Source organism: Azospira sp. I13, from assembly GCF_003112695.1.
Taxonomy (GTDB): Bacteria; Pseudomonadota; Gammaproteobacteria; order Burkholderiales; family Rhodocyclaceae; genus Azospira.
The window spans coordinates 1-26,612 of record NZ_BFBP01000026.1 but is presented as its reverse complement, the minus strand read 5'-3'; the positions used below and the strand labels follow the sequence as shown (position 1 = coordinate 26,612).

21 protein-coding genes are annotated in these 26,612 nt (G+C 62.2%); 4 read left to right on the top strand and 17 right to left on the bottom strand.

What is annotated here, in order from left to right:
- The first annotated feature begins 1 nt into the window (after position 1).
- Both AZSI13_RS16525 and AZSI13_RS16520 read left to right on the top strand, forming a co-directional pair.
- Positions 2-1,375: an aspartate aminotransferase family protein gene (locus AZSI13_RS16525; protein ID WP_109042294.1), complete on the top strand. Its 1,374-nt coding sequence runs from the start codon at positions 2-4 to the stop codon at positions 1,373-1,375.
- Positions 1,376-1,398: 23 nt separating this feature from the next.
- A complete protein-coding gene (locus AZSI13_RS16520) occupies positions 1,399-2,292 on the top strand; it encodes a carboxylesterase (RefSeq protein WP_109042293.1) in 894 nt (297 codons plus the stop codon).
- A gap of 33 nt (positions 2,293-2,325) precedes the next feature.
- Here the strand turns inward: AZSI13_RS16520 and AZSI13_RS17755 are convergent, their stop codons facing one another.
- The 15 genes from AZSI13_RS17755 to AZSI13_RS16445 form a co-directional block, all read right to left on the bottom strand.
- Positions 2,326-3,420 (bottom strand): ATP-binding cassette domain-containing protein, encoded by a 1,095-nt coding sequence (locus AZSI13_RS17755; protein WP_201262422.1) that lies wholly within the window; start codon positions 3,418-3,420, stop codon positions 2,326-2,328.
- A gap of 28 nt (positions 3,421-3,448) precedes the next feature.
- Positions 3,449-4,627 carry an ABC transporter permease gene (locus AZSI13_RS16510; protein ID WP_109042292.1) on the bottom strand — a complete coding sequence of 393 codons (1,179 nt, stop codon included), beginning with the start codon at positions 4,625-4,627 and terminating at the stop codon, positions 3,449-3,451.
- Positions 4,627-5,553 carry an HlyD family efflux transporter periplasmic adaptor subunit gene (locus AZSI13_RS16505; protein ID WP_268807546.1) on the bottom strand — a complete coding sequence of 309 codons (927 nt, stop codon included), beginning with the start codon at positions 5,551-5,553 and terminating at the stop codon, positions 4,627-4,629. Before AZSI13_RS16505 ends, AZSI13_RS16510 begins: the two co-directional genes overlap by 1 nt.
- 110 nt (positions 5,554-5,663) lie before the next feature.
- Entirely contained in the window at positions 5,664-6,845 is a 1,182-nt protein-coding gene (locus AZSI13_RS16500; protein ID WP_109042290.1) for a GNAT family N-acetyltransferase, read from the bottom strand.
- Positions 6,842-7,177 (bottom strand): multidrug efflux SMR transporter, encoded by a 336-nt coding sequence (locus AZSI13_RS16495; RefSeq protein ID WP_165833601.1) that lies wholly within the window; start codon positions 7,175-7,177, stop codon positions 6,842-6,844. Before AZSI13_RS16495 ends, AZSI13_RS16500 begins: the two co-directional genes overlap by 4 nt.
- Positions 7,174-7,596, bottom strand: a complete 423-nt coding sequence (locus AZSI13_RS16490) for an EamA family transporter (protein ID WP_109042288.1) — start codon at positions 7,594-7,596, stop codon at positions 7,174-7,176. The genes AZSI13_RS16495 and AZSI13_RS16490 overlap by 4 nt, the downstream gene beginning before the upstream one ends.
- A 667-nt stretch (positions 7,597-8,263) precedes the next feature.
- On the bottom strand, positions 8,264-10,090 hold the full coding sequence (gene glmS, locus AZSI13_RS16485; RefSeq protein ID WP_109042287.1) for a glutamine--fructose-6-phosphate transaminase (isomerizing): 1,827 nt from the start codon (positions 10,088-10,090) through the stop codon (positions 8,264-8,266).
- Positions 10,091-10,092: 2 nt separating this feature from the next.
- Positions 10,093-10,401, bottom strand: coding sequence for a hypothetical protein (locus tag AZSI13_RS16480; RefSeq protein WP_109042286.1), 309 nt, complete (start codon positions 10,399-10,401; stop codon positions 10,093-10,095).
- A 9-nt stretch (positions 10,402-10,410) separates the two neighbouring features.
- Positions 10,411-11,769, bottom strand: coding sequence for a bifunctional UDP-N-acetylglucosamine diphosphorylase/glucosamine-1-phosphate N-acetyltransferase GlmU (gene glmU, locus AZSI13_RS16475; protein WP_109042285.1), 1,359 nt, complete (start codon positions 11,767-11,769; stop codon positions 10,411-10,413).
- A gap of 61 nt (positions 11,770-11,830) precedes the next feature.
- On the bottom strand, positions 11,831-12,550 hold the full coding sequence (locus tag AZSI13_RS16470; protein ID WP_109042284.1) for a YEATS-associated helix-containing protein: 720 nt from the start codon (positions 12,548-12,550) through the stop codon (positions 11,831-11,833).
- Positions 12,551-12,665: 115 nt separating this feature from the next.
- Positions 12,666-14,132: a glutamate synthase subunit beta gene (locus AZSI13_RS16465; RefSeq protein ID WP_109042283.1), complete on the bottom strand. Its 1,467-nt coding sequence runs from the start codon at positions 14,130-14,132 to the stop codon at positions 12,666-12,668.
- Positions 14,133-18,827, bottom strand: coding sequence for a glutamate synthase large subunit (gene gltB / locus AZSI13_RS16460; protein ID WP_109042282.1), 4,695 nt, complete (start codon positions 18,825-18,827; stop codon positions 14,133-14,135).
- Positions 18,828-19,094: 267 nt separating this feature from the next.
- A complete protein-coding gene (gene aroB, locus AZSI13_RS16455) occupies positions 19,095-20,183 on the bottom strand; it encodes a 3-dehydroquinate synthase (protein WP_109042403.1) in 1,089 nt (362 codons plus the stop codon).
- Positions 20,184-20,185: 2 nt separating this feature from the next.
- Complete coding sequence (locus AZSI13_RS16450; RefSeq protein ID WP_109042281.1) at positions 20,186-20,749, bottom strand: shikimate kinase; 564 nt, start codon at positions 20,747-20,749, stop codon at positions 20,186-20,188.
- A complete protein-coding gene (locus AZSI13_RS16445; RefSeq protein WP_109042280.1) occupies positions 20,746-21,099 on the bottom strand; it encodes a hypothetical protein in 354 nt (117 codons plus the stop codon). Before AZSI13_RS16445 ends, AZSI13_RS16450 begins: the two co-directional genes overlap by 4 nt.
- Positions 21,100-21,211: 112 nt before the next feature.
- Here AZSI13_RS16445 and AZSI13_RS16440 point away from each other — a divergent pair, with 112 nt between their 5' ends.
- Entirely contained in the window at positions 21,212-22,369 is a 1,158-nt protein-coding gene (locus AZSI13_RS16440; RefSeq protein WP_109042279.1) for a UbiH/UbiF family hydroxylase, read from the top strand.
- A gap of 23 nt (positions 22,370-22,392) precedes the next feature.
- Positions 22,393-23,115: a DsbC family protein gene (locus AZSI13_RS16435; RefSeq protein ID WP_109042278.1), complete on the top strand. Its 723-nt coding sequence runs from the start codon at positions 22,393-22,395 to the stop codon at positions 23,113-23,115.
- 82 nt (positions 23,116-23,197) lie between these two features.
- On the opposite strand, the gene AZSI13_RS16430 is transcribed toward AZSI13_RS16435, so the two are convergent.
- Together AZSI13_RS16430 and AZSI13_RS16425 are read right to left on the bottom strand one after the other, a co-directional pair.
- Positions 23,198-25,339, bottom strand: coding sequence for a methyl-accepting chemotaxis protein (locus AZSI13_RS16430; RefSeq protein WP_109042277.1), 2,142 nt, complete (start codon positions 25,337-25,339; stop codon positions 23,198-23,200).
- Between the two features lie 322 nt (positions 25,340-25,661).
- Positions 25,662-26,549 (bottom strand): TnsD family Tn7-like transposition protein, encoded by an 888-nt coding sequence (locus AZSI13_RS16425; protein ID WP_109042276.1) that lies wholly within the window; start codon positions 26,547-26,549, stop codon positions 25,662-25,664.
- Positions 26,550-26,612: the final 63 nt, after the last annotated feature.

Here is a 26,612-nt window from a genome sequence, read left to right as displayed (position 1 = left end):
CATGACCCAAAACATCATTGAGATTCTCGACAAGAACAAAAAGTACTGCTCACACGGCGACACGGTGAACTACGCCGATCCCCCCAAGGTGTTTGCCAGCTGCGACGGCAGCTTTCTTTTTGACGAACATGGCACCCCCTATCTGGATTTGCAGATGTGGTATTCGGCCGTCAATTTCGGCTACAAGAACCAGCGCATTGCCAACGTCCTGAAGAACCAGATCGACGTGCTGCCGCAGTTGGCCAGCCAGTACCTGCATCGGGAGAAGGTCGAACTGGCTGAGCTCATCTGCACTTATATGGAAGAGAAGTACGGTGTGAAGGGGCGGGTTCACTTCAATGTCGGAGGCGCCCAGGCAGTTGAGGACTCTTTGAAGGTCGTGCGCAACCACACCGGCAAGACCCATCAGTTCGCCTTCATGGGCGGCTACCATGGCCGTACCCTGGGGGCCTCAGCCATCACGTCGAGTTACCGCTATCGCCGACGCTTCGGCAATTTTGCGGATCGCGCCCAGTTCATTCCCTACCCCTATTGCTTCCGCTGCCCCTATAGCAAAGAGCCTTCCTCTTGCCACACCTATTGCCATCAGGAATTCGAAAAGCTCTTTGAAACCGAGTACCAGTCGGTCTGGGACGAAAAGTCTGGACAATGTGAATTCGGTGCCTTTTACATTGAGCCGATGCAGGGCACCGGGGGCTACATCGTCCCCCCCGCCGGCTACATGAAGAAGCTTCAGGAATCCCTGAAAAAGCGGAATGTGCTGCTGGTCGCCGATGAAATCCAAATGGGGGTGTATCGGACCGGGAAACTGTGGTCCTGGGAAAATTTTGACATCGTTCCCGACATCTTTGTCTTCGGCAAAGCCATCACCAATGGCCTGAATCCCCTCTCCGGCATCTGGGCACGGGAAGGACTGATCTCCCCGGAAAAATTCCCACCGGGGTCCACCCACTCGACGTTCGCCTCCAACCCTCTGGGCACGGCAGTGGCACTCGAGGTCCTGAAGATGACCCAGGAGAAGGACTTCGAGCCCCATGTCCGTGAGCGGGGCGCCTACTTCCTCCGGCGACTGGAAGCGCTGAAATCCCGCTGGAAAGTCATTGGTGACGTCAGCGGCCTTGGTCTGGCGCTACGCATCGAGCTTTGCGAAAAGGATGGCTTCACTGCCAGCCGGGCCCTGGCTGATCGGATGTTCAATGCCGGCCTGAAAGGGGACCTGGAGCTCGATGGAAAGAAGTACGGATTGGTGCTGGATATTGGGGGATATCAGAAAAATGTCATCACCCTGGCACCGTCGTTGCTGATTTCCGAAGCGGAAATTGATCTGGGAATTCAGCTGTTCGAAATGCTCCTTCAGCGCTGTGGGGCTGAGTGACCGTGGCATTGGAAGGCAGTGAAATGAAGTCCGAGGACACCACGGCTCCTTCGGCAGATCCGGCAGATAATGTATTGCAGGCCTGCCTGGGCCCGACGGGTTTCTATCGTCGACGGGGAGACGACGTGGTGCTGTTGGTACACGGCCTGACCGGCACGCCGGCCGAGATGCTGCACGTCGCCAAGCGGCTGCTGCAACAGGGCTTCAGTGTTGCCTGCCCCCAACTGGCCGGTCATTGCGGCAGCGTCGGGGACCTGAAGCGCAGCAAATGGGAAGACTGGTATGGCACCATCGAACAGACATTTGAAGCGCTGAAGCGTACCCATCGCCGGGTATTTGTCTCCGGCCTCTCCATGGGGGCACTCATCGCTGTAAAGCTGGCAGCAGAGAAGGGAAGCCGGGTCGATGGGCTGGGCTTGCTATCCCTGACGCTCTTTTACGATGGCTGGAACATGCCAAAAGTGCACCAGAAAATTTTCTGGGCGGTTGTTCTCTACTCCCCCCTACGCCATTTCATGTCTTGGGAAGAAAGCCACCCCTATGGCATTAAATGTGAGAAGACCCGTGCCCAGGTACAGGCCATACTCGAAAGCCGTGACAGCCAAGCAGCAGAGAAGGTCGGCATATTCAGTACCCCGGCGGTCACCATTCGTGAAAGCCTCGGTTTGATCAAAGCAGCCAAGCAGGCCTTTCCCCGGGTACATTCCCCCACCTTGCTTGTCCACGCAACGGAAGACGACATGGCCAGTGTGAAAAACGCCCATTACGCCGCCGCGCGGCTGGGATCGCGCCGGATCGAAACCTATTTTGTTGACGACACCTACCACGTCCTCACCTTGGACAAGCGCAAGAACGACGTGGCCAGGCGGCTTGGTGAATTTTTCACACACTGCGCCAACTCACCCGAAACAGCGTAACGGCTTGTTTCCCGCGGCAGGCCCGCAGCCGTCTCAACGCCCGAAATAGAGCTTCTGCAGCTGTTCCTTCAACGAGGGGGCAATCGCCATTGCAGCCTGGAAGGCCTCCTTGTCCAGGGCATACACGACCCCCTCGCCGCGCCCGATGATGGTGGCGTTTCGGGCCTCCCCCGTGATCAGGGCCCGCTCTCCGAAGTAGCGCCCCCGTTCAAGTCGGGCGACAGGTGCTTCAGACATGCCTTCATCTACGAATACATCCGCGTAACCCTCGTAGAGGAGGAAAAAGTCGTTGCCGATATCCCCCTGGCGGATGAGCACATCCCCATCCAGGAACCTGATCGGACGCATCTTTTCAGCCACGGCACTCAGCTCGGCCGTGCTGAGTTGCGAAAAGAAGTTGATCTGGGACAACAGCTCGCAGAGTGCGACCAACTCCCGCACCAGGACATCGGAGATGATGCGTCCATCCACCATGGACATGAGACGATCCGCCTGGTCGAGAATCCGGTTGTCGTGGGTCACCATCACGACACCGCCACCTTCCTCAACCGCCAGTTCATGGAGCAATGCGACCACTTCCATGCTGGATGCCTTATCCAAGGCCGCCGTCGGCTCGTCGGCCAGGATCAGCCTGGGGCGATTCACCAGAGCTCTCGCCACCGCAACCCGTTGTCGCTGCCCACCCGACAAGGCGGCGGGCCGGTGCCCCAGGCGGTGCCCCAAGCCCAGACGCTCCAGTAGCGCCACGCCTCGCCGCTTCGCCTCATCTGGCGTCATGCCGCTCAGGTGGGTTGCCATCAGGACGTTATCGATTGCGCTGAGGGACTCGAACAGGTTGTGCATCTGAAAGATGAAGCCGACGTTTCTGCGCATCTCGGTCAGTGCCACCGCATCCAGCCCGACCAGGTCGTTGCCCAGTACTTGCAGGCTTCCGGCCTGTACGCCTCGCAGCGCCCCGATCAGGGTCAGCAGGGTGGTTTTCCCGGAGCCCGAAGGCCCGGTCATGATCACCAGTTGCCCCGGATTGATCTGAAATGAATTGTCGAAAAGCACCTGGGAGCGCGCTTCTCCCTCGCCGAAATAATGCGAAATGTTCCTGGCAACGATGAGGGGGGCAGAAGACGACATCGGGAATGGGGCGGACATCATTGAATCGCTAGGAGAAGAGATCAACCGGATCAGCGTTCTTCAACTTGCGGATCGCCAGCAGGGTGGCCACTAGCCCCATGACCACGACAATGAAGAAGATCGATGCCATATCCCCGGCCTTCATCCGCAGGGGGAGATGGGTGGCGGAGGCCGCCAGGGTATACACCCCCCAGGACACCAGGACCGAGGGAAAGTAGGAAACAATCGAAATCACCAAAGATATCGAAGCCACCAGCATCACGAAGAACTTCTGCTGATATCCCATTGCCCGCAGGGTGGCGTACTCCTTGATGTTGTCCTGAACGATGTTGTGTAGGGCCTGGGAGATGAAGACGATGCCAACCAGAACGCCCACCACGATCCCCAATTGGAAGATGTAACCCACGGGCGTTTCGGTCGCGTAATAGTTGCGTTCGTTGGCCATGAACTCGCCCTTGCCAAAGACCTTTGCCCGAGTGCCCAACTTGCGCTGAATCGCCTGCTTGACCACGGTGGGGTCATATCCCTCGGCGACCTTGACCAGCCCCAACCCGACACGATCCAGGGGAATTCCCGTCAGACGGTAGAAATTCAGCTCGGTGGTGATGATGGTGCCGTCGATGGTGAATGATGGCCCCAGCTCGAACAACTGGGTGATCTCAAGCTCCTTGCGCAAGGCATCGCCCGCGTTGAGATAGATGATCCGCGCAGCACCCTTGCGCTCTACCTGATGACTGATCAGGGAAAAGTCATCACGGGAAAGCCGATCCATGATGGCGCGGTTGGGCAAGGTAATGGCCTGCACATGACGATTGATATCGGCCTGGAGGAATGTGGGCGCATGGGCAGGAAACGCCAGGAGGAAGGAACTCAGGCTATGCCCGTCGTCCGGGCTGGCAATCTGGATTGCTGTCGAATACAGGGGCGTCACTCTTTTGGTACCGCTCACGCCCTCGGCCTCAAACAGCAGGCTACGGGCAAACCAGGGGGGCGAATCGGCCCAGGAATGGAAGGTGGGTCCGGCGATGAAAAGATCGGCATCGAGGGCTTGGGGAATGGCCACGGCGCTGTCGTACAGGGCATTGCGAAAGCCAACCTGGGTGAACATCAGGATGATGGCCACGCACACCCCCAGCAGCGTGCCGGTGAGCTTTGCCCAGCGATGGGTAAGCTGCCGATAGGCGAGGTTGAGGGCAACCGGCAACATCAGCGCTTGTCGCTCCCATCCAGCCGGATATGGACCAGCACTTCGGCACCAAGAATGGATGGCAGGGGCTGTTCCGGCGCCAGGTCCACTTCCACGACTTTCGCATCTCGACCAATCAGCACATCCGACGCCGGGCGCTTCTGCCGAAAGACCTCCTGGGCGATGCGGGAAACCTTGGCAACCACGGGGCCTTTCAGGATGGGCGCCTCAATCGTCGCACCCATTCCCAGCTTCAGTCTGGCAACCTCGCCTTCATCCACTTCAGCGACGACACCGATACGGTCCAATGCTGCCATGCGCAGCAGGCCATCCTGGCCAATGGCCTCGCCGGTACGCGCCTGGATCGACAGGATCGACCCGGCAATGGGGGCCCTGATCAAGGTGTGTTCCACATCGGCCTGGGCCCGCTCCAGGGATGCTTTGGCCAGCGTCACCCGGGCGGCAGCGACCTCATCATCGATCCCTCGGGTCTCGGACAGGGACAGCAGGGTATGCTTGGCCTGCTCAACCTCGCTCTGTACCTGGTCCAGCTCCGCTCTGAGGGCTTCAAGGGACTGCTTCGAGGCAAAGCCCTGGCTGACCAGTGAGTTGCGCCGCTCCCACTCCAGGCGCAAGCGAGTGAGCTGGGCCTCCTTGGCGGCCACTACGTGGCGCTGGGCAATTTTTTCCGAACCTTTGGCACCTGCTGAAATCTGGGTACGTTGCAGTTCGGCCAAGCGCAGGTTGCGTTCGGCAACCAGGAGATCGGCCCGACGCATCTCATAGCCATCGAGTACCGCCAGTATCTGCCCCTGCTCCACCACCTCGCCTTGCGCCACTTTCAATTCGCGGATCACCGAGCCATCTGCCGCGCCGTGGATGGCCAACACTCGGCTCCATGGTTCGATACGACCGCGTGCCACGATCTCGCTTGAAACAGGGGCCATTGCTTCGTCACTCTTGGCTGCAGCACCACTGGCTAACCACCAAATCCCTCCCAAGAGCACAGCCAGTGCGCTACCAATGGCCAACTTCCGATTTTTCAGTGTCGCTAAGGTCAACATTCTGGGTGTTCCAGGTTCTCTTCCGGGTGGGCTTTAAGGAATCTCGCCAGATCATCATCCAGGGACTGCCAAGTGATGGTGGAAGCCACTTTCTTGTAGATCCAGTGCATCAAGGGGTTCAGGTGGCGACCATAGTTGTAGAGGGGCATCAGACGATGACCCTGTTCAATTTTTGGGGCATAGCAGGTCTGCCCGCTCTGGATCGCAACGGCTCCCCGTGCCAGGCTCCATTCCAGCGCGGCCTCCCACAGCCGAAAATAGAGAAGCCACTCGCGAGGGCGGTCATAGTCGAAGCCAATGTATTTGTTGATCACCAGGTCGCCGATCGCGAAACACATCATGAAGGCAATCAGGTCCCCGGAACTCCGCTCGCGTAGCAGAATGAAGTGCACCGGAGGCGCCTCCGCCAGCAGGGCGAAGGTACGGCGGTTGAGGCGTTCAAACTGGACCGGGGAACGTGCAAAGGTCTGCATGAAGAGGGCAAACACTTCATCCAGCACGGCCACAGAAGGCCGCTGCAGAACTTCAGTATCGACCTGCACCCGTTCGGCACTGAGTTTGAGCTTCTTCTTCAGCTGGTGGCGACGGGAGCCCTTCAGAGCGGCGAAATAGTCCGCTTTGCTCTGGCTACCGAAGCGCACCAGGGTGTTGGGGTAGCTCGGCAGGGAAAACAGGGGGCGCTGTTGCCCCAAACCATCCAGCAGCGCTTTTTCCCGACCGGGAATATCCTTCCAGACCAGCATGGGGGCGCCGCGGCGACGGGCTTCAGCCAGGACGGCGTCGTACACGGCCTGGACCGCCGTTGGGCGATCAACTTCAGGCAGGGTGCCGATTCGGCCTTCGTCGGCGCATGGCGAGCCGACGAACAAGGTTCGCTGATAGCCAAGGCTGGGGAACAGTCTGGTGGGCAGGGAGAGCAGCAGTAGCACGGCTTCCGGCACCACCAGTTTCATCGGCACATCGGCAAGGAAACAAGGCGCAATGCCGACAGGGGCCGCCTTTCCCTGGGCATCAACAACTTCAAGTACGCCGTAGAAGAAGGAGAATTGGTCGCCCAGGCCACTCGCCTCCAGGGAGCGATACCACCACAGGCCTTCATGGGGGGCAGGAAAACAGGCATCCCAAAGCGCTACGGGAATATCCCGGCAGCTATCGACAAAGCGCAGGGTAATCATGCGCGCACCGCCACCAGGGCGGCCCCAGCAATGATCAACCCGACACCGGACCAGCGGGACGGGCAAATTTTTTCATGCAGCCACCACTTCGACATCAGCGTCACCATCACGAAACCCAGGGCACCGATCGGGTAGGCAACACTCACCGCCAACATCTGCAGGACCACCGTATAGACCAGGGCCTCCAGGGCAAATACCGTCAACCCCGAAATGGTCCAGTACCAATGCTGGCGCCCACCCATGGATGCTTTTTTCAGGCAGACCTGGGCAACCCCTTCCATGACCGTACAGATAATTGCCAGCGCCAGGCCCTGCATGATGTCACTACTCATTTGACCGCATCCGTCTCTGAGGGGATGTGGGTGACCGTTGCATGGCCACTTCCGCTCACCTGCCAGACACCGGCCAGGATCAACACAATACCGGCGGCTTGAATCCAATCCACCCGTTCGTCCAGCAGCAGCACCGAGCATGACGCAACCGTGACATAGCTCAGGGACGTAATGGCGTGGGCAAAGCTCAGATCGGCATGACCCAGGACCATGCGCCAATTCAAGAACTGGCCGATCATCAACAGGACCACTCCCAACAACAGGGGCTGCTGCAAGGCAGCCACCGCCTGTTGCCAGCCTGCGGTCATTTCGGGGAATGCCAGTACGGCAGATTTCCACAGCAACTGGGTCGCGGTATCGAGCGCGATGGCCAACCCAAGGCCGAGAATCAAGCGCAGGGGCAAACAATGAATAGCCATGGTTGTTGTTCAATACTCCCTAGAATCCTGTCTGTCGCTCCGGGCAATCGGCACACCAGGAACCCATGTGATACCCGATGAACATTTCAGCCTTGTGCCGGCTTACTTCTCATTGCGCCCTGGATTGCCTCATACCGGATTTCCAGTGAAGCAATGGTCCGGATAGATCACGGCGGCTCCGGGTGGATACAGGCCAAATCCCTGGCGACAAGCCCCGCCCAGTCATGCACCGTACGCGTGAATTTGCGCTCGTCATAATAACCGATCTGTAAGTGGATTTTGTGGCCGACGGCGAGAGGCAACGCGAGTGCTGTATGCCACCACGGCAAATGCTCGCGGGATAGCAATTGCTGCTTCTGTCGCACTCGAGACATGATCCAGAAGCGCTGCCAGGATGGCAGGCAGCACAAATGCAGGCACGCGACCTGCCCCTCCCATGTCGGGGTGGCCCACGATCCGCAGACATTACTCAACGCAGGATAGGGCGCACCGCATCCCGTTTGATGACTCCCCAAGGGAGCACCCGTCTCTGGAAGGGTGGCGACAGGTTGCAGGAATACGCGAGGCATGAGCCATGCGGCCCCCGGGAGGAGGCCGCATGGCTGGCACCCGACTAACGGCTCAAGCCATTCCCAGGAACCGCACCGCCAGCGAAGCTGTTGACAGGCTATTCAACGGTGACCGACTTGGCCAGGTTGCGTGGCTTATCCACATCCGTTCCCTTCACCAGTGCCGCGTGATAGGACAGCAGTTGCAACGGCACCACGTGCAGGATGGGCGACAGCCGTCCGTAATGCTCGGGCAGGCGCAGGATGTGCACCCCTTCCGACTCGCCGATTTCCGAGTCGGCGTCGGCGAAGACATACAGTTCGCCGCCCCGGGCCTTCACTTCCTGCAGGTTGGACTTGAGCTTCTCCAGCAGGGTGTCGTTGGGGGCTACGGCGATGACCGGCATGTTGCGGTCCACCAGGGCCAGGGGGCCGTGCTTCAGTTCACCGGCTGGATAGGCTTCGGCGTGGATGTAGGAGATTTCCTTGAGCTTCAGGGCGCCTTCCAGGGCAATGGGGTAATGGATGCCCCGACCCAGGAAGAGGGCATGCTGCTTCATGGCGAAGCGCTCGGCCCAGGCCTTGATCTGGGGCTCCAGTTCCAGGGCCCGGCCGACAGCGGCGGGGAGGTGACGCAGGGCCAGCAACTGGGCAGATTCCTCGGCCTCCGAGAGGCGCCCCTTGAGCTTGGCCAGCACCAGAGTCAGCAAGAACAGGGCAGCCAATTGGGTAGTGAAGGCCTTGGTGGAGGCCACGCCGATCTCCGGCCCGGCCCGGGTAACGAAGCGCAGGACGCATTCCCGCACGATGGCCGATTCCGGCACGTTGCACAGGGCCAGAGTACGGGTGTGGCCCAGCGCCTTGGCATGGCGCAGGGCCGCCAGGGTATCCGCCGTTTCGCCGGACTGGGAAATGGCGATGACCAGCTGTTCCGGCTGAGGGACGGAATCCCGGTAACGGTATTCGCTGGCGGTTTCCACGCTGCAGGGGATGCCGGCCAGGGATTCGATCCAATAGCGGGCGGCCATGCCGGCGTGGCTGGAGGTCCCGCAGGCCAGGATCAACACCGAACGGGCGCCACCGAGCAGGCCCTCGGCCTCGGCACCAAACAGGCCGGGCTGCAGGGAGCGGGCACCGCCGACCATTTCCAGGGTATTGGCCAGAGCGTCGGGCTGCTCGAAAATTTCCTTCTGCATGTAGTGACGGAAACGCCCCAGCTCCACCGCGTCGGCAGAAAGGGTGGACAAGGCCACCGGCCGCTCCACCGGGCTGCCGTCAGCCCGGGCGACGCGCCAGGAATCGGGCCGTAGCTCGGCCACGTCGCCATTCTCCAGATAAACGATGCGGCGGGTCACCTGCAACAGTGCGGAAGCATCGGAAGCGGCGTAATGCCCCTGTTCTCCGACTCCCAGCAGCAGGGGTGACCCTTCCCGGGCGACCACCACCCGGCCCGGCTCGTCTTCCTTGACCACGGCAATGGCATAGGCGCCCTGCAAACGCTGCACGGTGAGGCAGACAGCCTGGAACAGGTCAGGCTCCGTCTTCAGGGTGTGATGGATCAGGTGGGCGATGGTTTCCGTATCGGTTTCGGAGGAGAAAACATAGCCAGCCGCCAGTAACTCCGCCCGCAACGCCTCGTAGTTCTCGATGATGCCGTTATGCACCACCGCCAGACCTTCGGAAATATGGGGATGGGCATTACGCTCGGAGGGCACGCCATGGGTGGCCCAGCGGGTGTGGGCAATGCCCGTCTCGGCATTGGCCTGGGCCGCCTCGGCCTGGGCAGTCAGCTCCGCCACCCGGCCAACGCTGCGCAAACGGTGCAGGCCGCCGTTGAGCAGGGCCAGCCCGGCGGAGTCGTAACCCCGGTATTCCAGCTTGCGCAGCCCTTCGAGCAGAACAGGAACAATATTGTTGCGGGCTGCTGCCGCGACGATGCCGCACATGGTCAGCCCCCCGCCATTTCCACGGCCCGCTTGGCGAACCAGGGCCCCAGGCCATACAGGCCGCCCATGGCCAACAGCATCAGCACAGCGCCAGCCATCAGCTGCTTGCCGGTGCGGGCGAAGTTATCCCAGTGCTTGCAGCAGAAATAGATCGGCCCCACCACCGGCAAGGCCAGCGTTACCGCGGCCCAGCGCCAGCCGTGGGCAACAGAGGCGGGTACGCTGTCGATATAGCCCACCAGCAGCAACATGCCGCCACCGGCCACGGCCAGGGCAACAATCATGACGTAGATCGTGAAAAAAGCGTCCATGGGGATTCCTTACTTTTTAATTTTTTCGGGTCGTTTCCAGCCGGCCAGGCTGAGCTGCTTGGCCCGGGAAACGGTGAGGGAGTCGGCGGGGGCATCCTTGGTCAGGGTGGTGCCGGCCCCCAGGGTTGCGCCCCGGCCAACGGTAACGGGAGCCACCAGCTGGCTGTCGGAGCCGATGAAGGCATCGTCTTCGATAATGGTGCGGTACTTGTTGGCACCATCGTAGTTGCAGGTAATGGTGCCGGCACCGATATTGACTCGCTGGCCAACGGTGGCATCGCCCACATAGGCCAGATGGTTCGCCTTGGAGCCCTGGCCGAGAATGCTGTTCTTCAGTTCGACGAAGTTGCCGACATGGGCCTCGGCCCCCAGCTCGGTCCCCGGCCGCAGGCGGGCGTAGGGGCCGACGATGGCATCGGGGCCAACTACGGCGCCTTCCAGATGGCTGAAGGCGGCAATGCGGGCGCCAGCCTTGATCGTGACGTTTTTCAGCACGCAGTAGGGGCCGATATCCACAGCTTCTTCCAGCCTCACGTCCCCTTCGAAGACACAGCCGACGTCGATGGCCACATCCCGCCCGCAGTCCAGGCGGCCGCGGATGTCGATTCGCGCCGGGTCGGCCAGACGCACACCCTGCTCAAGGAGTTGCCGGGCCAGGAATTGCTGGTGGCAGCGCTCGAGGGCCGCCAGTTGCACCTTGCTGTTGACCCCCGCCACTTCCCATTCTGCCGCGGGTTGCGCCGTATGCACCGGCACGCCGTCCGCCACCGCCAAGGCCACCAGATCGGTCAGGTAGTACTCGCCCTGGGCATTGTCGTTGGAAAGGCGCTGCAGCCAGCCCGAGAGGCGAGCAGTCGGCAACACCATGATGCCGGTATTGGTTTCCTGCACCGCCCGCTCTTCCGGCGAGGCATCCTTTTCTTCCACGATGCACACCACCCGGCCCGCAGCATCGCGCAGAATGCGGCCGTAGCCGGTAGGTTCGGCCAGCGTGACGGTCAATACGCCAACACCTTCCCCGGCGGCCTGCAGCAGGCGCTGCAGGGTAGCAGCCTGGATCAGGGGAACGTCTCCGTACAGCACCAGGGTCTGGCCGGTACCATCGAGGGCCGGCAAAGCCTGCATCACGGCGTGGCCAGTACCCAGCTGAGGCTCCTGGAGCGCACAGCTGACATCCGGCGCCGCCAGGGCAGTACGCACCACGTCACCGCCATGGCCCACCACCAGGCACAGGCGGGAGGGCTGCAGCTGACGCGCGGTTTCCAGGACATGGGCTGCCAGGGCCTTGCCGCCGATGGGGTGCAACACCTTGGGCAGGTTGGAATGCATGCGCTTGCCCTGGCCGGCAGCGAGAATGACGATATTCATGGAAATTCCCGGAGGGTAAAGCAGAGCGGCCGCCCCGCAGGACGGCCGCAAATGACGGGGATCAGGCGCTCTTCTTCTCTTCCTGGCCGGAGAGAATCTCGCCGAGCACCTGCTTGCCCTTGTTGGACACGAACCAGTGCAGCATGTTCTTTTCGTTGATACGGGTTTCGATCACACCCTGGCTCTTCAGCACCGTCAGACGCTGGCTGATGAGATCCCGGCCCAGGCCGGTCTTCTCGGCCAGACCGGCAAGGTTGCCATAGACGTAGTTCTCTTCGGCAATGGCACGGATCAATTCGACGTCGTTATAGGACAGGGCCTCCTTCGGTACCTCCTTGACGACGACCTCCTGCACCTCGGGCGCCGGTGCCACCACCACTTCGGGCTTGCGCTCCTGGAGCTGACGCACATCGCCCTTCACCAGATCAAGCTGGGAGAGCAGCTTGTTGGCCATGTTTTCAAAAAGGCGGCGGGACGCCACCACATAAATCAGGCAGAAACCGGCCAGCACAAAGAAATCCACAGCCCGGGTGCGGGCAGCTTCCAACAGGTTGCTGGAAATCATGTTGAGGAAGAGGGGAACGGTCAGAGCAGCCACCACGCCGAGCAGCGGGTACTTCAGCCAGTCCTTGACCTCGGGCTCCACCTGGCGGTCGCGCAGGAAGAAGTTGGCGATACCGCCCAGGATACCGGCGGTGATCAGGATGCCGAGAATGATCAGCAGATGCCCATCCAGGGCACCGAAGGTTTGGCTTACCTGCATCTCTTTTTGCAATTCCATGTCCTATGGGCCTCCCGTCCCGCGCAGACCGTAATATGCCACAGGGGAAGACCCCCTGCCAAAACAAAACCCCGCCGGATGGGCGGGGTTTTGGCGGATAGCGCTATGGCAAACCTCAGCGCGGCAGCACGGAGGCGCCGGTGAGGAAAACATCCACTTCCCGCGCGGCCTGGCGGCCTTCGCGGATAGCCCAGACCACCAGGGACTGACCGCGGCGCACGTCACCGGCAGCGAAGACCTTGGGCACGTTGGTGGCGTAGCAACCATTGCCGTCGGTAGTGGCCTTGGCGTTACCGCGGGCATCCTTGTCCACACCGAAGGCTTCCAGCAGACCGGCCACCGGATTGGTGAAGCCCATGGCCAGCAGCACCAGGTCGGCAGGAATCTCGAACTCGGAACCGGCCACTTCCACCATCTTGCCGTCCTTCCATTCGACCCGCACGGCCTTCAGGGCCTTGACGTTGCCGTTGCCGTCGGACACCAGTTCCTTGGTAGAAACGGCGAAATCCCGGGTGCAGCCTTCGTCATGGGAGGAAGAGGTACGCAGCTTGAGGGGCCAGTAGGGCCAGCTTAGCGCCTTGTTCTCTTCCACCGGGGGCTTGGGCATCACTTCGAACTGGGTGATGGAAGCCGCACCATGGCGGTTGGAGGTACCGACGCAGTCGGAGCCGGTATCGCCACCACCAATCACCACGACGTGCTTGCCGTCGGCGCGGATGGGGTTCTTGCCGTCGCCGGCCACTTCCTTGTTCTGCGGAATGAGGAATTCCAGGGCGTAATGCACGCCCTTCAGTTCCCGGCCCGGCACGGGCAGGTCGCGGGGCACTTCGGAGCCGCCGGTGAGGATCACGGCATCGAAGTCCTTGCTCAGCTGCTCGGCGGAGATCACGGTGGTGGCGTCATTGACGATGCCGGCGGGCAGAGTCTTGGTGCCGACGATGGTCTTGGTGCGGAAGGTCACGCCCTCGGCCTGCATCTGTTCGACACGACGGTCGATCAGGCCCTTCTCCAGCTTGAAGTCGGGGATGCCGTAGCGCAGCAGGCCGCCAACCCGGTCGTTCTTTTCGAACACGGTCACGTCGTGGCCGGCACGAGCCAGTTGCTGGGCCGCAGCCAGACCGGCGGGACCGCCACCAACCACGGCAACCTTCTTGCCGGACTTGGTCGTGGCAGGCTGAGGCTTGACCCAACCGTTTTCCCAGGCCTTGTCGATGATGGCGTGCTCGATGGACTTGATGCCCACGGGCGCTTCGTTGATGCCCAGAGTGCAGGCAGCTTCGCACGGTGCCGGACAGATGCGGCCGGTGAACTCGGGGAAGTTGTTGGTGGAATGCAGGACGGCGATGGCCTCTTCCCAGTTGCCGCGGTAAACCAGGTCATTCCAGTCGGGAATGATGTTGTTCACCGGGCAGCCGTTGTTGCAGAAGGGAATGCCGCAATCCATGCAGCGTGCCCCCTGGGTCTTGGCATCGGCGTCGGACAGGTGACCGACGAATTCCTTGTAGTGCTTGAGCCGCGCTTCAACCGGCTCGTAAGCCTCGGAAAGACGCTGGAACTCCATGAAACCAGTAGGCTTGCCCATTTATGCGGCCTCCTTCTGCTTGTTCTTGGCGGAAAGTTCCGCCAAGGCGCGGCGGTACTCGTTCGGCATGACCTTGACGAACTTGGCGCGGTAGGTCGCCCAATTGTCCAGGATGGTGCGGGCCCGGCTGGAACCGGTCATTTCGAAATGGCGCTCGACCAGACCCTTGAGCAGGGCTTCGTCGGCCATGGCCAGATGGCGGATATCCACCTTGCCGTGGCTGGTGACGTCGCCGAACTCGCCCAGCTTCTCGGAGGCGGCTTCTTCTTCCGGCACCGGCTCCAGGGCGACCTGGGCCAGGTTGCAGCGGGATTCGAAGGTACCGTCTTCGTCGAGGACGTAGGCCACGCCGCCGGACATGCCGGCTGCGAAGTTGCGGCCGGTCTGGCCCAGCACCACGACGGTGCCGCCGGTCATGTATTCGCAACCGTGGTCGCCCACGCCTTCCACCACCGCGGTGGCGCCGGAGTTGCGCACGCAGAAGCGTTCGCCACCGACACCGTTGAAGAACACTTCACCTTCGATCGCACCGTAGAGCACGGTATTGCCGACGATGATGTTCTCGGCGGTGTTGCCGCGGAAAGCCTTGGGTGCCTTGATGACGATACGACCACCGGAGAGGCCCTTGCCCACATAGTCGTTGCCTTCGCCAGTCAGCTCGAAGGTCACGCCCTTTGCCAGGAAGGCGCCAAAGCTCTGGCCGGCGGTACCGGTCAGATTCACGTGGATGGTGTCGTCCGGCAGACCGGCGTGACCGTAGCGCTTGGCCACTTCACCGGCCAGCATGGCGCCGGCGGTGCGGTTCACATTGATGATGTCGGTGTTGATGACCACCTTTTCGCCCTTTTCCAGGGCGGGCTTGGCCTGCTCGATCAGCTTGTGGTCGAGGGCCTTCACCAGGTTGTGGTCCTGGGTCTCGCAGTGCAGACGGGCAACGTCGGCACCCACGGGCGGCATGTAGAAGATCTTGGAGTAATCCAGGCCACGGGCCTTCCAGTGCTCCACACCGGCGCGCATGTCGAGCAGATCAGCACGGCCGATCAGGTCGTCCAGCTTGCGGATGCCCATGGAGGCCATGATCTCGCGCACTTCTTCGGCAACGAAGAAGAAATAGTTCACCACGTGCTCCGGCTGGCCGGAGAACTTGGCGCGTAGGGTCGGGTCCTGGGTGGCCACGCCCACCGGGCAGGTGTTGAGGTGGCACTTGCGCATCATGATGCAGCCTTCTACCACCAGCGGCGCAGTGGCGAAGCCGAACTCGTCGGCACCCAGCAGGGCGCCGATGACCACGTCGCGGCCGGTCTTCATCTGGCCGTCCACCTGGACGCGGATACGACCACGCAGACGGTTCAGCACCAGGGTCTGCTGGGTTTCGGCCAGGCCGAGTTCCCAGGGAGTGCCGGCGTGCTTGATGGAAGACAGGGGGGATGCACCGGTACCGCCGTCATGGCCAGCGATCACCAGGTGATCGGCCTTGGCCTTGGAGACGCCGGCAGCCACGGTACCCACGCCCACTTCGGACACCAGCTTGACGGAGATGGAGGACACCGGATTCACGTTCTTCAGATCGTGGATCAGCTGGGCCAAGTCTTCGATGGAGTAGATGTCGTGGTGCGGCGGGGGGGAAATCAGGCCGACGCCGGGCACGGAGTGACGCAGGGCACCGATGTACTCGGAGACCTTGTGGCCGGGCAGCTGGCCGCCTTCACCGGGCTTGGCGCCCTGGGCCATCTTGATCTGGATCTGGTCCGCATTGGCCAGGTACTCGGCGGTGACGCCGAAGCGGCCGGAAGCCACCTGCTTGATGGCGGAACGCAGGGAGTCGCCTTCCTTCAGTTCCAGGTCACGGGCGATACGGCCGGCACCGATGATCTCGGACAGCTTCTGGCCAGCCTTCACCGGCTTGAAGCGGTTGGCGTCCTCGCCACCTTCGCCGGTGTTGGACTTGCCGCCGATGCGGTTCATGGCCACGGAAAGGGTGGTGTGGGCTTCGGTGGAGATGGAACCCAGGGACATGGCGCCAGTGGCGAAGCGCTTGACGATTTCCTTGGCGGATTCCACTTCCTCCAGGGGCACCGGAGCACCGGCCGCCTTGATCTCGAACAGGCCGCGCAGCGTCAGGTGACGCTTGGACTGGTCGTTGATGATCTTGGCGTATTCCTTGTAGGTGTCCATCTTGCCGGAGCGGGTGGAGTGCTGCAGCTTGGCGATGGCATCCGGGGTCCACATGTGGTCTTCGCCGCGGACACGGAAAGCGTATTCGCCGCCGGCTTCCAGATGCTCGGCCAGCACGGGATCGGCGCTGAAGGCAGCCTGATGCACGCGCAGGGCTTCCTCAGCCACCTGCAGGGCGCCGATACCTTCCACCTGGGTGGCAGTGCCGGCGAAGTACTTCTTCACCAGTTCGGAAGAGAGGCCGATGGCTTCGAAGATCTGGGCGCCACAGTAGGACTGGTAGGTGGAAATGCCCATCTTGGACATGACCTTGTTCAGACCCTTGTTGACGGCCTTGATGAAGCGCTTCTGAGCGTCGTAGGCGGTGACGTTACCCGGCAGGGTTCCGGCGATCTCGGCCAGGGTGTCCATGGTCAGCCACGGACAGACGGCTTCGGCGCCATAACCGGCGAGCAGGGCGAAGTGGTGGGTTTCCCGGGCGGAGCCGGTATCCACCACCAGGCCGGTGGAGGTGCGCAGACCCTTCTTCACCAGGTGGTGATGCACGGCGGAGGTGGCCAGCAGCGCGGGGATTGGGGCCTTCTCGGCACAGACGCCGCGGTCGGACAGGATCAGCACGTTGTAGCCATCGGCCACGCCTTGTTCGGCGGCGGCACAGACGGCCTCCAGGGCCTTCTCGCAACCGGCGGCGCCTTCGGCGGCGGGCCAGGTGATGTCCAGCACCAGGGACTTGTAACGGCCCGAGGTGGAACGGTCGATGGCGCGCAGCTTGGCCAGGTCGGCGTTGGTCAGCACCGGCTGGTGCACTTCCAGGCGCAGGGGCGGGTTGGTTTCATCCACGCCCAGCAGGTTCGGCTTGGGACCGATGAAGCTGGTCAGGGACATGACGATCTCTTCCCGGATGGGGTCGATCGGCGGGTTGGTCACCTGGGCGAACAGCTGCTTGAAGTAGTTGTAGAGCGGCTTTTCCTTGTTGGAAAGCACGGTCAGCGGGCTGTCGTTACCCATGGAGCCGGTGGCTTCTTCGCCCTGAGCCGCCATGGGCTGCAGGATGAACTTCACGTCTTCCTGGGTGAAACCGAAGGCCTGCTGCTGGTCGAGGAGGGGCACGTCGGCCTTGGGGGCCTCGCTGCCGGCTTCCGGCAGGTCGCCGAGGAAGTAGCGGGACTCTTCGATCCACTTGCGATAGGGCTTGGCGCTGGAGAGAGACTTCTTCAACTCGGAGTCGTCGATGATGCGACCCTGTTCCATGTCGATGAGGAACATCTTGCCGGGCTGCAGGCGCCACTTCTTGACGATCTTCTCTTGCGGGAAGGTCAGCACGCCCATTTCGGAGGCCATCAGCACCAGGTCATCTTCGGTCACCAGGTAGCGCGCCGGACGCAGGCCGTTGCGGTCCAGGGTGGCGCCGATCTGGCGGCCGTCGGTGAAGGCCACGGCAGCGGGGCCATCCCAGGGTTCCATCAGGGCAGCGTGGTATTCGTAGAAGGCGCGACGCTCTTCGTCCATGAGGGGATTGCCGGCCCAGGCTTCGGGGATCAGCATCATCATGGCCTGGGCCATGGAGTAGCCGCCCATGACCAGCAGTTCCAGCGCGTTGTCGAAACAGGCGGAGTCGGACTGACCGTCCACGATCAGGGGCCACAGCTTGTCCAGGTCTTCCTTCAGCCACTTGGAGGACATGGCCTTCTGGCGGGCCTTCATCCAGTTCACGTTACCGCGCACGGTGTTGATTTCACCGTTGTGGGCAATCATGCGGAAAGGGTGGGCCAGATCCCAGGTGGGGAAGGTGTTGGTGGAGAAGCGCTGGTGCACCAGGGCCAGAGCGGAAACGAGGCGCTCGTCCTGCAGGTCCAGGTAGTACTCGCCCACCTGATGGGCCAGCAGCATGCCCTTGTAGTTGATGGTGCGGGAGGACAGGGACGGGATGTAGAACTGCTTGCCGTCGTCCAGCTTCAGCTTGCGCACGGCGTGCTCGACCCGCTTGCGGATGACGAACAGCTTGCGTTCGAAGGCGTCCTGGTCACCGACGTTCTCGCCCTTGGCGATGAACACCTGGCGCATCACCGGCTCGATCTCGCGAGCGGCAGCAGCCAGGCCGGCGTTGTCCCGGGGTACGTCGCGCCAGCCGAGGAAGGTCTGGCCTTCTTCATGCACGATGCGGGCAACGGCGGACTCAGCGGCGGCACGGCCGTTGGAGGACTGGGGCAGGAACACGATACCGCAGGCGTACTCGCCTTCCTTGGGCAGGGTAATGCCCAGTTTGGCGGCTTCGGCACGCAGGAAGGCATCGGGCATCTGAATCAGAATGCCGGCACCATCCCCCAGCAGGGGGTCATAACCAGTCGCGCCGCGGTGGTCGAGGTTTTTCAGGATCAACAGACCCTGCTCGACGATACCGTGGCTCTTCTTGTTCTTGATATGGGCAACGAAACCGACGCCGCAGGCATCCTTTTCGTTGGCCGGGTCGTACAGGCCCTGCCGCCCGGGGACGGCCCCACCAGGGACAACACTATCCATCACGCTAGAGTCCTTTTTATGAATTAAGACTGCCGCCGGGATAAACCGAACGGCGTCAAAAAAGCCGGTGCGGACGGCACCGGCCTTTTACTTGCAAAGAGCAACACTAAATTTTAGCCCGAAAACCATGAGCCATCAAGGCTTTGCCTCACATGACCCCGATCGCCCGCCAGTACTGGACCCTAGCCTGACACCCCGGGAAAATCACACCAAAGTCATAGCCCATTCTCACACCAACGCACGAGCCGGTGTTTGGTGCACACGCTCTCAGCTACCCGATACCCGGGCGGTGATGGCAGCGGCGATTTCCGCATCGCTGGCGATATCGCTGACCACCGCCTCGCCGATGGCGCGGAACAGCACCAGGCGTAGCTTGCCGGCTTCCACCTTCTTGTCGTGGCGCATCAGTTCCAGATAGCGTGCCACCCCCAGGTCCGGCCCCGCCACCGGCAGCCCCGCACGGCGGAACAGCTGCTCTACTCGCGCCACGTCGGCCGCAGCAATCCAGCCCAGACGGGCCGACAGCTCAGCCGCCATGACTGTCCCGGCTGCCACCGCCTCGCCGTGGAGCCAGACACCATAGCCCAGGCCGGTTTCGATGGCATGACCAAAGGTATGCCCCAAATTAAGCAGAGCCCGCTCGCCGGTTTCCCGCTCGTCCCGGGCCACCACTTCAGCCTTGTGGGCGCAGGAACGGTACACCGCCTCGGCCAGCAGGGATTTATCCCGGGCCAACAGACCATCGAGGTGGGCCTCGATCCAGGTCAGGAATTCCACATCGCGGATCAGGCCATACTTGATGACTTCCGCCAGGCCGGCTTTCAGCTCCCGGTCCGGCAGGGTATCCAGGGTGTTGATGTCAGCCAGCACCAGCTTGGGCTGATAGAAGGCGCCGATCATGTTCTTGCCCAGAGGGTGGTTGATCGCCGTCTTGCCGCCCACGGAGGAATCCACCAGGGACAACAGGGTGGTCGGCACCTGGATGAAGGGCATGCCACGCTGATAACAGGCGGCAGCAAAGCCGGTCATGTCGCCGATCACACCGCCGCCCAGGGCCACCAGCGTGGTGGAGCGCTCGGCACGGGATTCCAGCAGGGCGTCAAAAATCTTGTTGAGGGTGGGCCAGTCCTTGAACTCCTCCCCGTCCGGCAGGATCACGGCACTGGCGGCCACCCCGGCAGACTCGAGGGTGGCAGTGAGGCGGGCCAGATAGAGCGGCGCCACGGTGGTATTGGTGACGATCACCGCCTTCTTGCGGCCGATGGCCGGCAGGATCAGGTCGGCACGTTGCAGCAGGCCGCCACCAATATGAATGGGGTAGCTGCGGTCGCCCAGGGCGACTTCCAGGGTTTGCAGGGTCATGGCGTTTCGGAGGAAGGATGCGATTCAGGGCAGACCGCCCCGGCCGACTGATGCATACGCAGCAACAGCTGCACCGCCGCATTGGCCGAGTGGGAGGAAGCGTCGATGACCATGTCGGCCACTTCCCGGTAAAGCGGATCCCGCTGCACGAACAACTCCCGCAGACGACCCAAGGGGTCTTTCACCTGCAGCAAGGGGCGGTTGCGATCGTTGCGGGTGCGGGCGTAGAGCAGTTCCGGCGGAGCGCAGAGATAAACGACGAAACCGCCGGCCTGGAGCGCACGCCGATTCTCGGCGCTGAGTACAGCACCGCCACCGGTGGCCATGACCAGACCGCTTTCCCGGGCCAAATCCTCGATGACCATGGCTTCGCGCTTGCGGAAGCCCGCTTCGCCCTCGATCTCGAAAATGACGGGAATGGTGACGCCAGTGCGCGCCTCGATCTCATGGTCGGAGTCCACGAAACGCTTGCCCATGCGCTTGGCCAGAAGCCGCCCGATGGTGGTCTTGCCAGCGCCCATGAGGCCGACCAGGATTATGTTGTCTTTCTTGGTGTTCACCCGCCCATTGTACCAGCAGCACCTCCGGCCCAGACGCCCACCAGCCCTCGTCGCCCCCGTTTGAGCAGCTTGGCGAGGCGCCGCGCCGCCTCCCGGGGATCGCCGCAACCCTGTTCCGGATAGGCATTGCAGGCTGCCCAGCGCCCCGCGGCAAGGGGCAACACCGCGACGGCACGCCCGCCATCCACTTCGGTGAGCAGGCAGGATTCGGCGCCTGCCCCGACGCACCAGGAGGCGGCCACCATGTCCATGCACTCCTCCCGGGGCACCCCCAGGGCCACCAGGGCATCAATGGGGGATTCATGCTCGGAGCGGATCACCGCCGGGAAGTAAACAAGGGGCGCAGTCATGGGCCGACTTCTAGCATGGCCGTCCGGCGCCTGGCAACGCCCGGCGGCCGGATTCTGCCTTGTGCTGGCCGGAGGGGGCAGGCACAATCCGGGGCTTCTGGAGTCTTGCCCCATGAAATACGACATCGTTATCGTCGGCGGCGGCCTGGCCGGCCTGGCCTTCGCCTGCGCCCTGAAGGAATCCCGCCTGAAAATCGCCCTGGTGGAAGGCCGTGCCCCCACCACCCCGGAAGGTTGGGACGCCCGCATCTACGCCATCAGCCCGGCCAACGCCCGCTTCCTCGCCGACATCGGCGTGTGGAAGCACCTGGACGCCCAGCGCATGGCGCCGGTGCAGGCCATGGATGTGCGGGGCGATGGCGAAAGCCGCCTCGAATTCTCCGCCTACGATTCCGGCGTGCCGGAACTGGCCTGGATTCTCGAATCCTCCCTGATGGCCCGGGAGCTGTGGGAAAACGTCAAGCGCCAGGGCAATGTGGACATCCACTGCCCGGCCCGCCCGCGGGATCTGGAATTCCGTGCCGATGCCGCCCTACTGCATCTGGAAGACGGCAGCAGCCTCTCTGCCCGCCTAGTGGTTGGCGCCGACGGACGCGAGTCCTGGGTACGCAACAAGGCCGGCCTGCCGGCCCACTACAGCCCCTATGGCGAAAAAGGTCTGGTGGCCAACTTCGCCACGGAAAAGCCCCACCAAGGCATCGCCTACCAATGGTTCCGGGACGATGGGGTGCTGGCCTATCTGCCCCTGCCGGGCAACCGCATGTCCATCGTCTGGTCCACCCCGGATGCCCACGCTGACGAACTGGCGGCCCTGCCCGCCGAGGAACTGTGTGCCCGGGTGGCCGCTGCCGGCCAGCACACCCTGGGCAAGCTGGAGCTGATCACCCCGGCTGCGGCCTTCGCCCTCAAGCTGATGCGCGTGCCGGAACCGACGGCGCCGCGCCTGGCCCTGATCGGCGATGCCGCCCACGGCATCCATCCCCTCTCGGGTCACGGCATCAACCTGGGCTACCGGGACGCCAAGGCTCTGGCAGAGATCATCGCTGCCGCCGCCCCCTGGCAGGACATCGGCGATGCCCGCCTGCTGGCCCGCTACCGCCGGGCGCGCAAGGAAGAAGTGGTGCTGCTGCAAACCACCACCGACGGCCTGCGCCGCCTTTTCCGCGAGGACCTGCCGGGCTTCAAGCCCCTGCGCAATCTTGGCCTCAATCTGGTCAACAAACTGGGGCCGCTGAAGAGCGCCCTGGTCCGTTACGCCCTCGAATCCTGACTTTCCCCCCTGTGGAGTACCCCATGCGACATTTCAAAGCCCTGGCCGCCCTGTGCTGCGCCGGCGCCCTCCTCTCCCTCTCCTCCCTGCCCGCTCGGGCCGACGAAGCCTCGGTGAAAAAGGCCCTGGAAGCCAAGATCGACGGCAAGGTGGAAAGCGTCACCAAGTCCGGCTACCTCAACCTGTATGAAGTGTATGTGGACGGCAAGCTGATCTACACCGACGAAAAGATCAGCGTCCTTATCATCGGCTCCCTGGTGGATGGCAAGACCATGCAGAACGTCACCGCCGAGCGCATGAAGAAGCTGAGTGCCGCCAAGCCCTCCGAAATGCCCCTGGAACTGGCGGTGAAGCAGGTCAAGGGCAACGGCAAGCGCATCATCGTCACCTTTGAAGACCCCAACTGCGGCTACTGCAAGCGCCTCGCCAAGGATCTGCAGAAGCTCGACAACGTCACCATCTACACCTTCCTCTACCCCATTCTCTCCGCTGACTCTCTGGAGAAATCCAAGCAGGTGTGGTGCGCCAAGGATCAGGTGGGCGCCTGGAACGAGATGATGACCTCCGCCAAAGCCTTTACCGGCCGTACCGATTGCGACACCACGGCGGTGCAGAAGTCCTTCGAGTTGGGTCGCCGCCTCAACATTACCGGCACCCCCACCCTCTTCTTCGCCGACGGCGAGCGCATCCCCGGCGCCGTGCCACTGGAAAAGATTGAGGAAAAGCTGAGGAGCCTGGGCAAGTAAGCCCTACTCAAGCACCCCAGGGGCGGCCCGCCGGCATTACCGGCGCGGCCGCCCCTGGCGCTTTCAGGCTCCGAAAACAGCTTCAGACCGCCGATACCTTGAACTGGCCCACCAGTTGGGCCAGGGTGCGGGCTGCGCCGGCGGTGAGGGTAGTGCTGCGGCCTGATTCATCCACCGACTGGCGCACCGCCTCGGCGGCCACGGCGATGCTTTCGATCCGCCCGCCGGTGCTCCGGGTCGCTGCCTCCAGTTCGTCGATGGTGGCGAACAAATGTTCCAGGATGTCCTGCACCTCCCGCTTGTCGGAAGCCGCCTCAGCCGCCAGGCGCAGCCCCTCCTCCAGCTCCGTCATGCCTGTATCCATGCTGCTCACTGCCTCTTCGGCGCGGGACTGGACGCCGCCGATCATGGCGGCGATTTCCTTGGTGGCCTCGGCCGTGCGCTCCGCCAGCTTGCGCACCTCGTCAGCCACCACCGCGAAGCCCCGGCCCTGTTCGCCGGCCCGGGCCGCCTCGATGGCGGCGTTGAGGGCCAGCAGGTTGGTCTGACTGGCGATTTCGTGAATGACCGTTCCGATGCGCCCGATGGCGGCCGTGCTACTTTCCAGGTCGCGGATGGTGCGGGTGGCGCCCCCGACGGAGGCCAGAATGCCGGCGCTGCGGGACTGCACCAGTTCCATCTGCCGCCGTGCCTCCGCCGTCACCTGGGCCACCGCTTCGCGCATGGCCTCCACCTTCTGGCTGGCGGCGTTGATGTCTTCCACCTGGCCGCGAATGGACTCCTCCGTATCGCGCATTTCCGCGGCCATCTCCGCCGACGCCTGGGCTGTGGCCCGGCTCTTTTCCTGCAGATTGGCATTGGTGCCGCCGATCTCGCCGGAGGTCTGGATGACCCGGCGGATGATCTGCTCCAGATTGTCGATGAAACTGTTGATCCACTGGGCCATGACCGTGGTTTCGTCGCTGCCTCCCTCGCTGAGGGGGAGGCGCTGGCTGAGGTCACCGCCGCCTTCGGCGATGGTGCGTAGCACGCCGCTGCTGCGCCGCAGACGCAGACTCAGGGGGCGCGTGCCCAGTTGCTTGAAGAACAGGCCGCCGCCAATCACCAGACCCAGTTCCAGCAGCCGTGCCGACAGACCGGAGAGCCCCAGCCACTCCTGGCAGCCGACCCCCAGCCCCCAGGCCAGGATGACCACGGCCCAGTAGAGCTTCTGCAGCTTGTAGGCGATGCCCCGATAGCGATAGACCTCCTCCAGGTCCGCCTCGCACATCAGGCCCCAGGTATCGGGGGAGCCCGGCAAGCGGAAGGTGACGCCCTTGCCCACCACCGGCACGTGGCGGTAATCCGCATAGCCGGGGTAGCTGACAAAGAGGTTTTCCCCCTTACGCATGGTTTCACGAATGCCGGGATGCAGCTGGCCGGTAGCCGGATCGTTGAATACCAACTCCAGCTCGGTGTGCTGGCGCACCTGCACCGTGCCGTAGCCGGTACGGATGCCCTGCTTCAGGTTGTCGCCAAGGGAGAAGGTGGCATCCTCGAAGCGGGAACGGGACAGGGCGGTGCCCGGCTGCAGGCCGGCGTCGAAGACCGACTTCACCATGAACAGATAGTTGTCCCCGGACTCCCGGAAGATATGGCCGGCCTCCCGCTGGATCAGATCCCCCACGACATCGTTGGGCACCCGGCCGCAAAGCACGCCAAGCACCTGGCCGGCCACAATCACGGGCTGGTAGAACATGAGGGTGACGCCATCGTGGAAACGGGAAGTGGAAGGCGGCAGGCTGGCCGTCACCGGGTCGTCGTAGGGACCGTGCAGGAAGGGCTGCTTCAACCCCTCGGCCAGTGCCCTGGCAGGCAGGTCCCGGGCGCCGATCCGACCCGGCGCGGTGGATTCCAGCACCACGCCCCGGGCATCTACATAGAACAGTTCGGCAAAGTCCCGGGCGAAGTCCTTCTTTTCCTGCAGCAGGCGCCGGGGCACCCGGGGGTGGGCTGCCTGGAAGTCGCCGGCCAGGGCGGCCAGGTGGTGCCAGCACTGCTCGGCCCAATGCTGCAGGATTCGCACCCGGGTGGCGGCAAAGCCCTCGAAGGCCTGCTCCAGCGCCTCCTGGCGGTCCCGGTTGAGGTAGGTGGCCCAACCCATGGCCAGTTTCCCGCTTTTCCCCCACAGGGGCAGCCAGCGCCGTTCGGCCCCGGACAGGGCCATGGAAGCACTTTTCAACATATTCTCTCCACAGTTCTCAATGAACTTTTGTGCTCACCTCCAAGCAAGTGAAATGCCAGAAAAGTCACATTATTTCTGCGGCATTTTCCACATAAAAAAAGGGGGCAACGCCCCCCTTTTTCTTCAAGCGAACTGTCACCGCACAATATTTTCTTGAAATCGCAAAAATTCATATGGTTGAGTCATGGTTTCAAGCAATTGACTCACAACCCCTAGATTACGCGGCTCGACAAAAAGATGTAAGTGCCTAATTTGTTAGCCTTTCAAACAACTATTGTTTTGAGGATGGCTGCGGAGGCCCGCGCGACAAACTCGTTTCAAGTTACCAAAGAGAAGGAGCGACTTCTGCGAGCCATTCCCGATCATGGCGCTCCAACCACGTCAATCCATTTCCCTTTATCGACTTCAATCCCTTGATGGAAACCCCATCCTGGGAATTAAACAACTCCATGGCACGAGCTCGATGGCTAGCGCGAACACGCTCAAATCGTCGCGCTCTCCAAGTGTCCCGTAAAGAAGGTTCTGAGCCTGCGAATGCTCGGACAAGACTCGTTTTCAACCCAGTTATTTCAGCAATCTGCCCGTAATCGTTACCTGCTTCCAGCAGACATCTAAGTTGCACCTTCATCTGGTCGTTTAGCACTCGAGGCCGGTGTTCGAACGGCACACCAACCGAATCCAGCCACCGACATGCCTGGCACAATGGTATCCCCATTGCTTTTGCAGCACGGGTCACTGACCACTTGTCAAACTCGACCAGCTGCCGCAATCCTTCACGCCAGTCGCCCACCATGGTGTCAAGCTCATTGGATATCTCGGCTGACATAGCGCTTCGATACGCGTCAAAAAAGTGTTCCCCTGAGTCAAACAGGAATGCAATCAACACAGCATGCTTTAAAGGGTGGTGCAGTCCGGGGAAGCGTCTGGTCAACAAGCCGACGACTCCTGTACCACTCGGATCGAGGTCGGTATCGGCAAGAAAGCCGAATCCAGGCACGTTTTCGAGATCACCGAACTCGACCTTTAGGTGCTGTCTGATCACCAATGTACGAAGCGACCCATCAAATGCGACCCATCCGCGGTCTCGCGCTCCCTGCCGATACACAATCCTCAGGCGGTCGTCATCAAATATCACCGACATTTGGGCAATACTTGCGCTTATGGCAGCAATGCGCACCAACTTGGTGATTTGGGCTGCTGCCGGTTTCATGGACACCTTGTTAAGGTGTGAAGGTGAAACTGGAGGTATTTATGGGAGCAAGACGGACATTCG

What these genes read in the sequence shown, in the direction of transcription:
- AZSI13_RS16425 (WP_109042276.1), bottom strand. Translation starts at nt 26,549, where the DNA reads ATGAAACCGGCAGCAGCCCAAATCACCAAGTTGGTGCGCATTGCTGCC.
- AZSI13_RS16490 (WP_109042288.1), bottom strand. Translation starts at nt 7,596, where the DNA reads ATGGCTATTCATTGTTTGCCCCTGCGCTTGATTCTCGGCCTTGGGTTG.
- AZSI13_RS16525 (WP_109042294.1), top strand. Translation starts at nt 2, where the DNA reads ATGACCCAAAACATCATTGAGATTCTCGACAAGAACAAAAAGTACTGC.
- AZSI13_RS16480 (WP_109042286.1), bottom strand. Translation starts at nt 10,401, where the DNA reads ATGGACGCTTTTTTCACGATCTACGTCATGATTGTTGCCCTGGCCGTG.
- AZSI13_RS16495 (WP_165833601.1), bottom strand. Translation starts at nt 7,177, where the DNA reads ATGAGTAGTGACATCATGCAGGGCCTGGCGCTGGCAATTATCTGTACG.
- AZSI13_RS16435 (WP_109042278.1), top strand. Translation starts at nt 22,393, where the DNA reads ATGCGACATTTCAAAGCCCTGGCCGCCCTGTGCTGCGCCGGCGCCCTC.
- AZSI13_RS16470 (WP_109042284.1), bottom strand. Translation starts at nt 12,550, where the DNA reads ATGGAATTGCAAAAAGAGATGCAGGTAAGCCAAACCTTCGGTGCCCTG.
- AZSI13_RS16500 (WP_109042290.1), bottom strand. Translation starts at nt 6,845, where the DNA reads ATGATTACCCTGCGCTTTGTCGATAGCTGCCGGGATATTCCCGTAGCG.
- AZSI13_RS17755 (WP_201262422.1), bottom strand. Translation starts at nt 3,420, where the DNA reads ATGTCGTCTTCTGCCCCCCTCATCGTTGCCAGGAACATTTCGCATTAT.
- gltB (WP_109042282.1), bottom strand. Translation starts at nt 18,827, where the DNA reads ATGGATAGTGTTGTCCCTGGTGGGGCCGTCCCCGGGCGGCAGGGCCTG.
- AZSI13_RS16465 (WP_109042283.1), bottom strand. Translation starts at nt 14,132, where the DNA reads ATGGGCAAGCCTACTGGTTTCATGGAGTTCCAGCGTCTTTCCGAGGCT.
- AZSI13_RS16440 (WP_109042279.1), top strand. Translation starts at nt 21,212, where the DNA reads ATGAAATACGACATCGTTATCGTCGGCGGCGGCCTGGCCGGCCTGGCC.
- glmS (WP_109042287.1), bottom strand. Translation starts at nt 10,090, where the DNA reads ATGTGCGGCATCGTCGCGGCAGCAGCCCGCAACAATATTGTTCCTGTT.
- AZSI13_RS16445 (WP_109042280.1), bottom strand. Translation starts at nt 21,099, where the DNA reads ATGACTGCGCCCCTTGTTTACTTCCCGGCGGTGATCCGCTCCGAGCAT.
- AZSI13_RS16510 (WP_109042292.1), bottom strand. Translation starts at nt 4,627, where the DNA reads ATGTTGCCGGTTGCCCTCAACCTCGCCTATCGGCAGCTTACCCATCGC.
- AZSI13_RS16430 (WP_109042277.1), bottom strand. Translation starts at nt 25,339, where the DNA reads ATGTTGAAAAGTGCTTCCATGGCCCTGTCCGGGGCCGAACGGCGCTGG.
- glmU (WP_109042285.1), bottom strand. Translation starts at nt 11,769, where the DNA reads ATGAATATCGTCATTCTCGCTGCCGGCCAGGGCAAGCGCATGCATTCC.
- AZSI13_RS16505 (WP_268807546.1), bottom strand. Translation starts at nt 5,553, where the DNA reads ATGGCCCCTGTTTCAAGCGAGATCGTGGCACGCGGTCGTATCGAACCA.
- AZSI13_RS16520 (WP_109042293.1), top strand. Translation starts at nt 1,399, where the DNA reads ATGAAGTCCGAGGACACCACGGCTCCTTCGGCAGATCCGGCAGATAAT.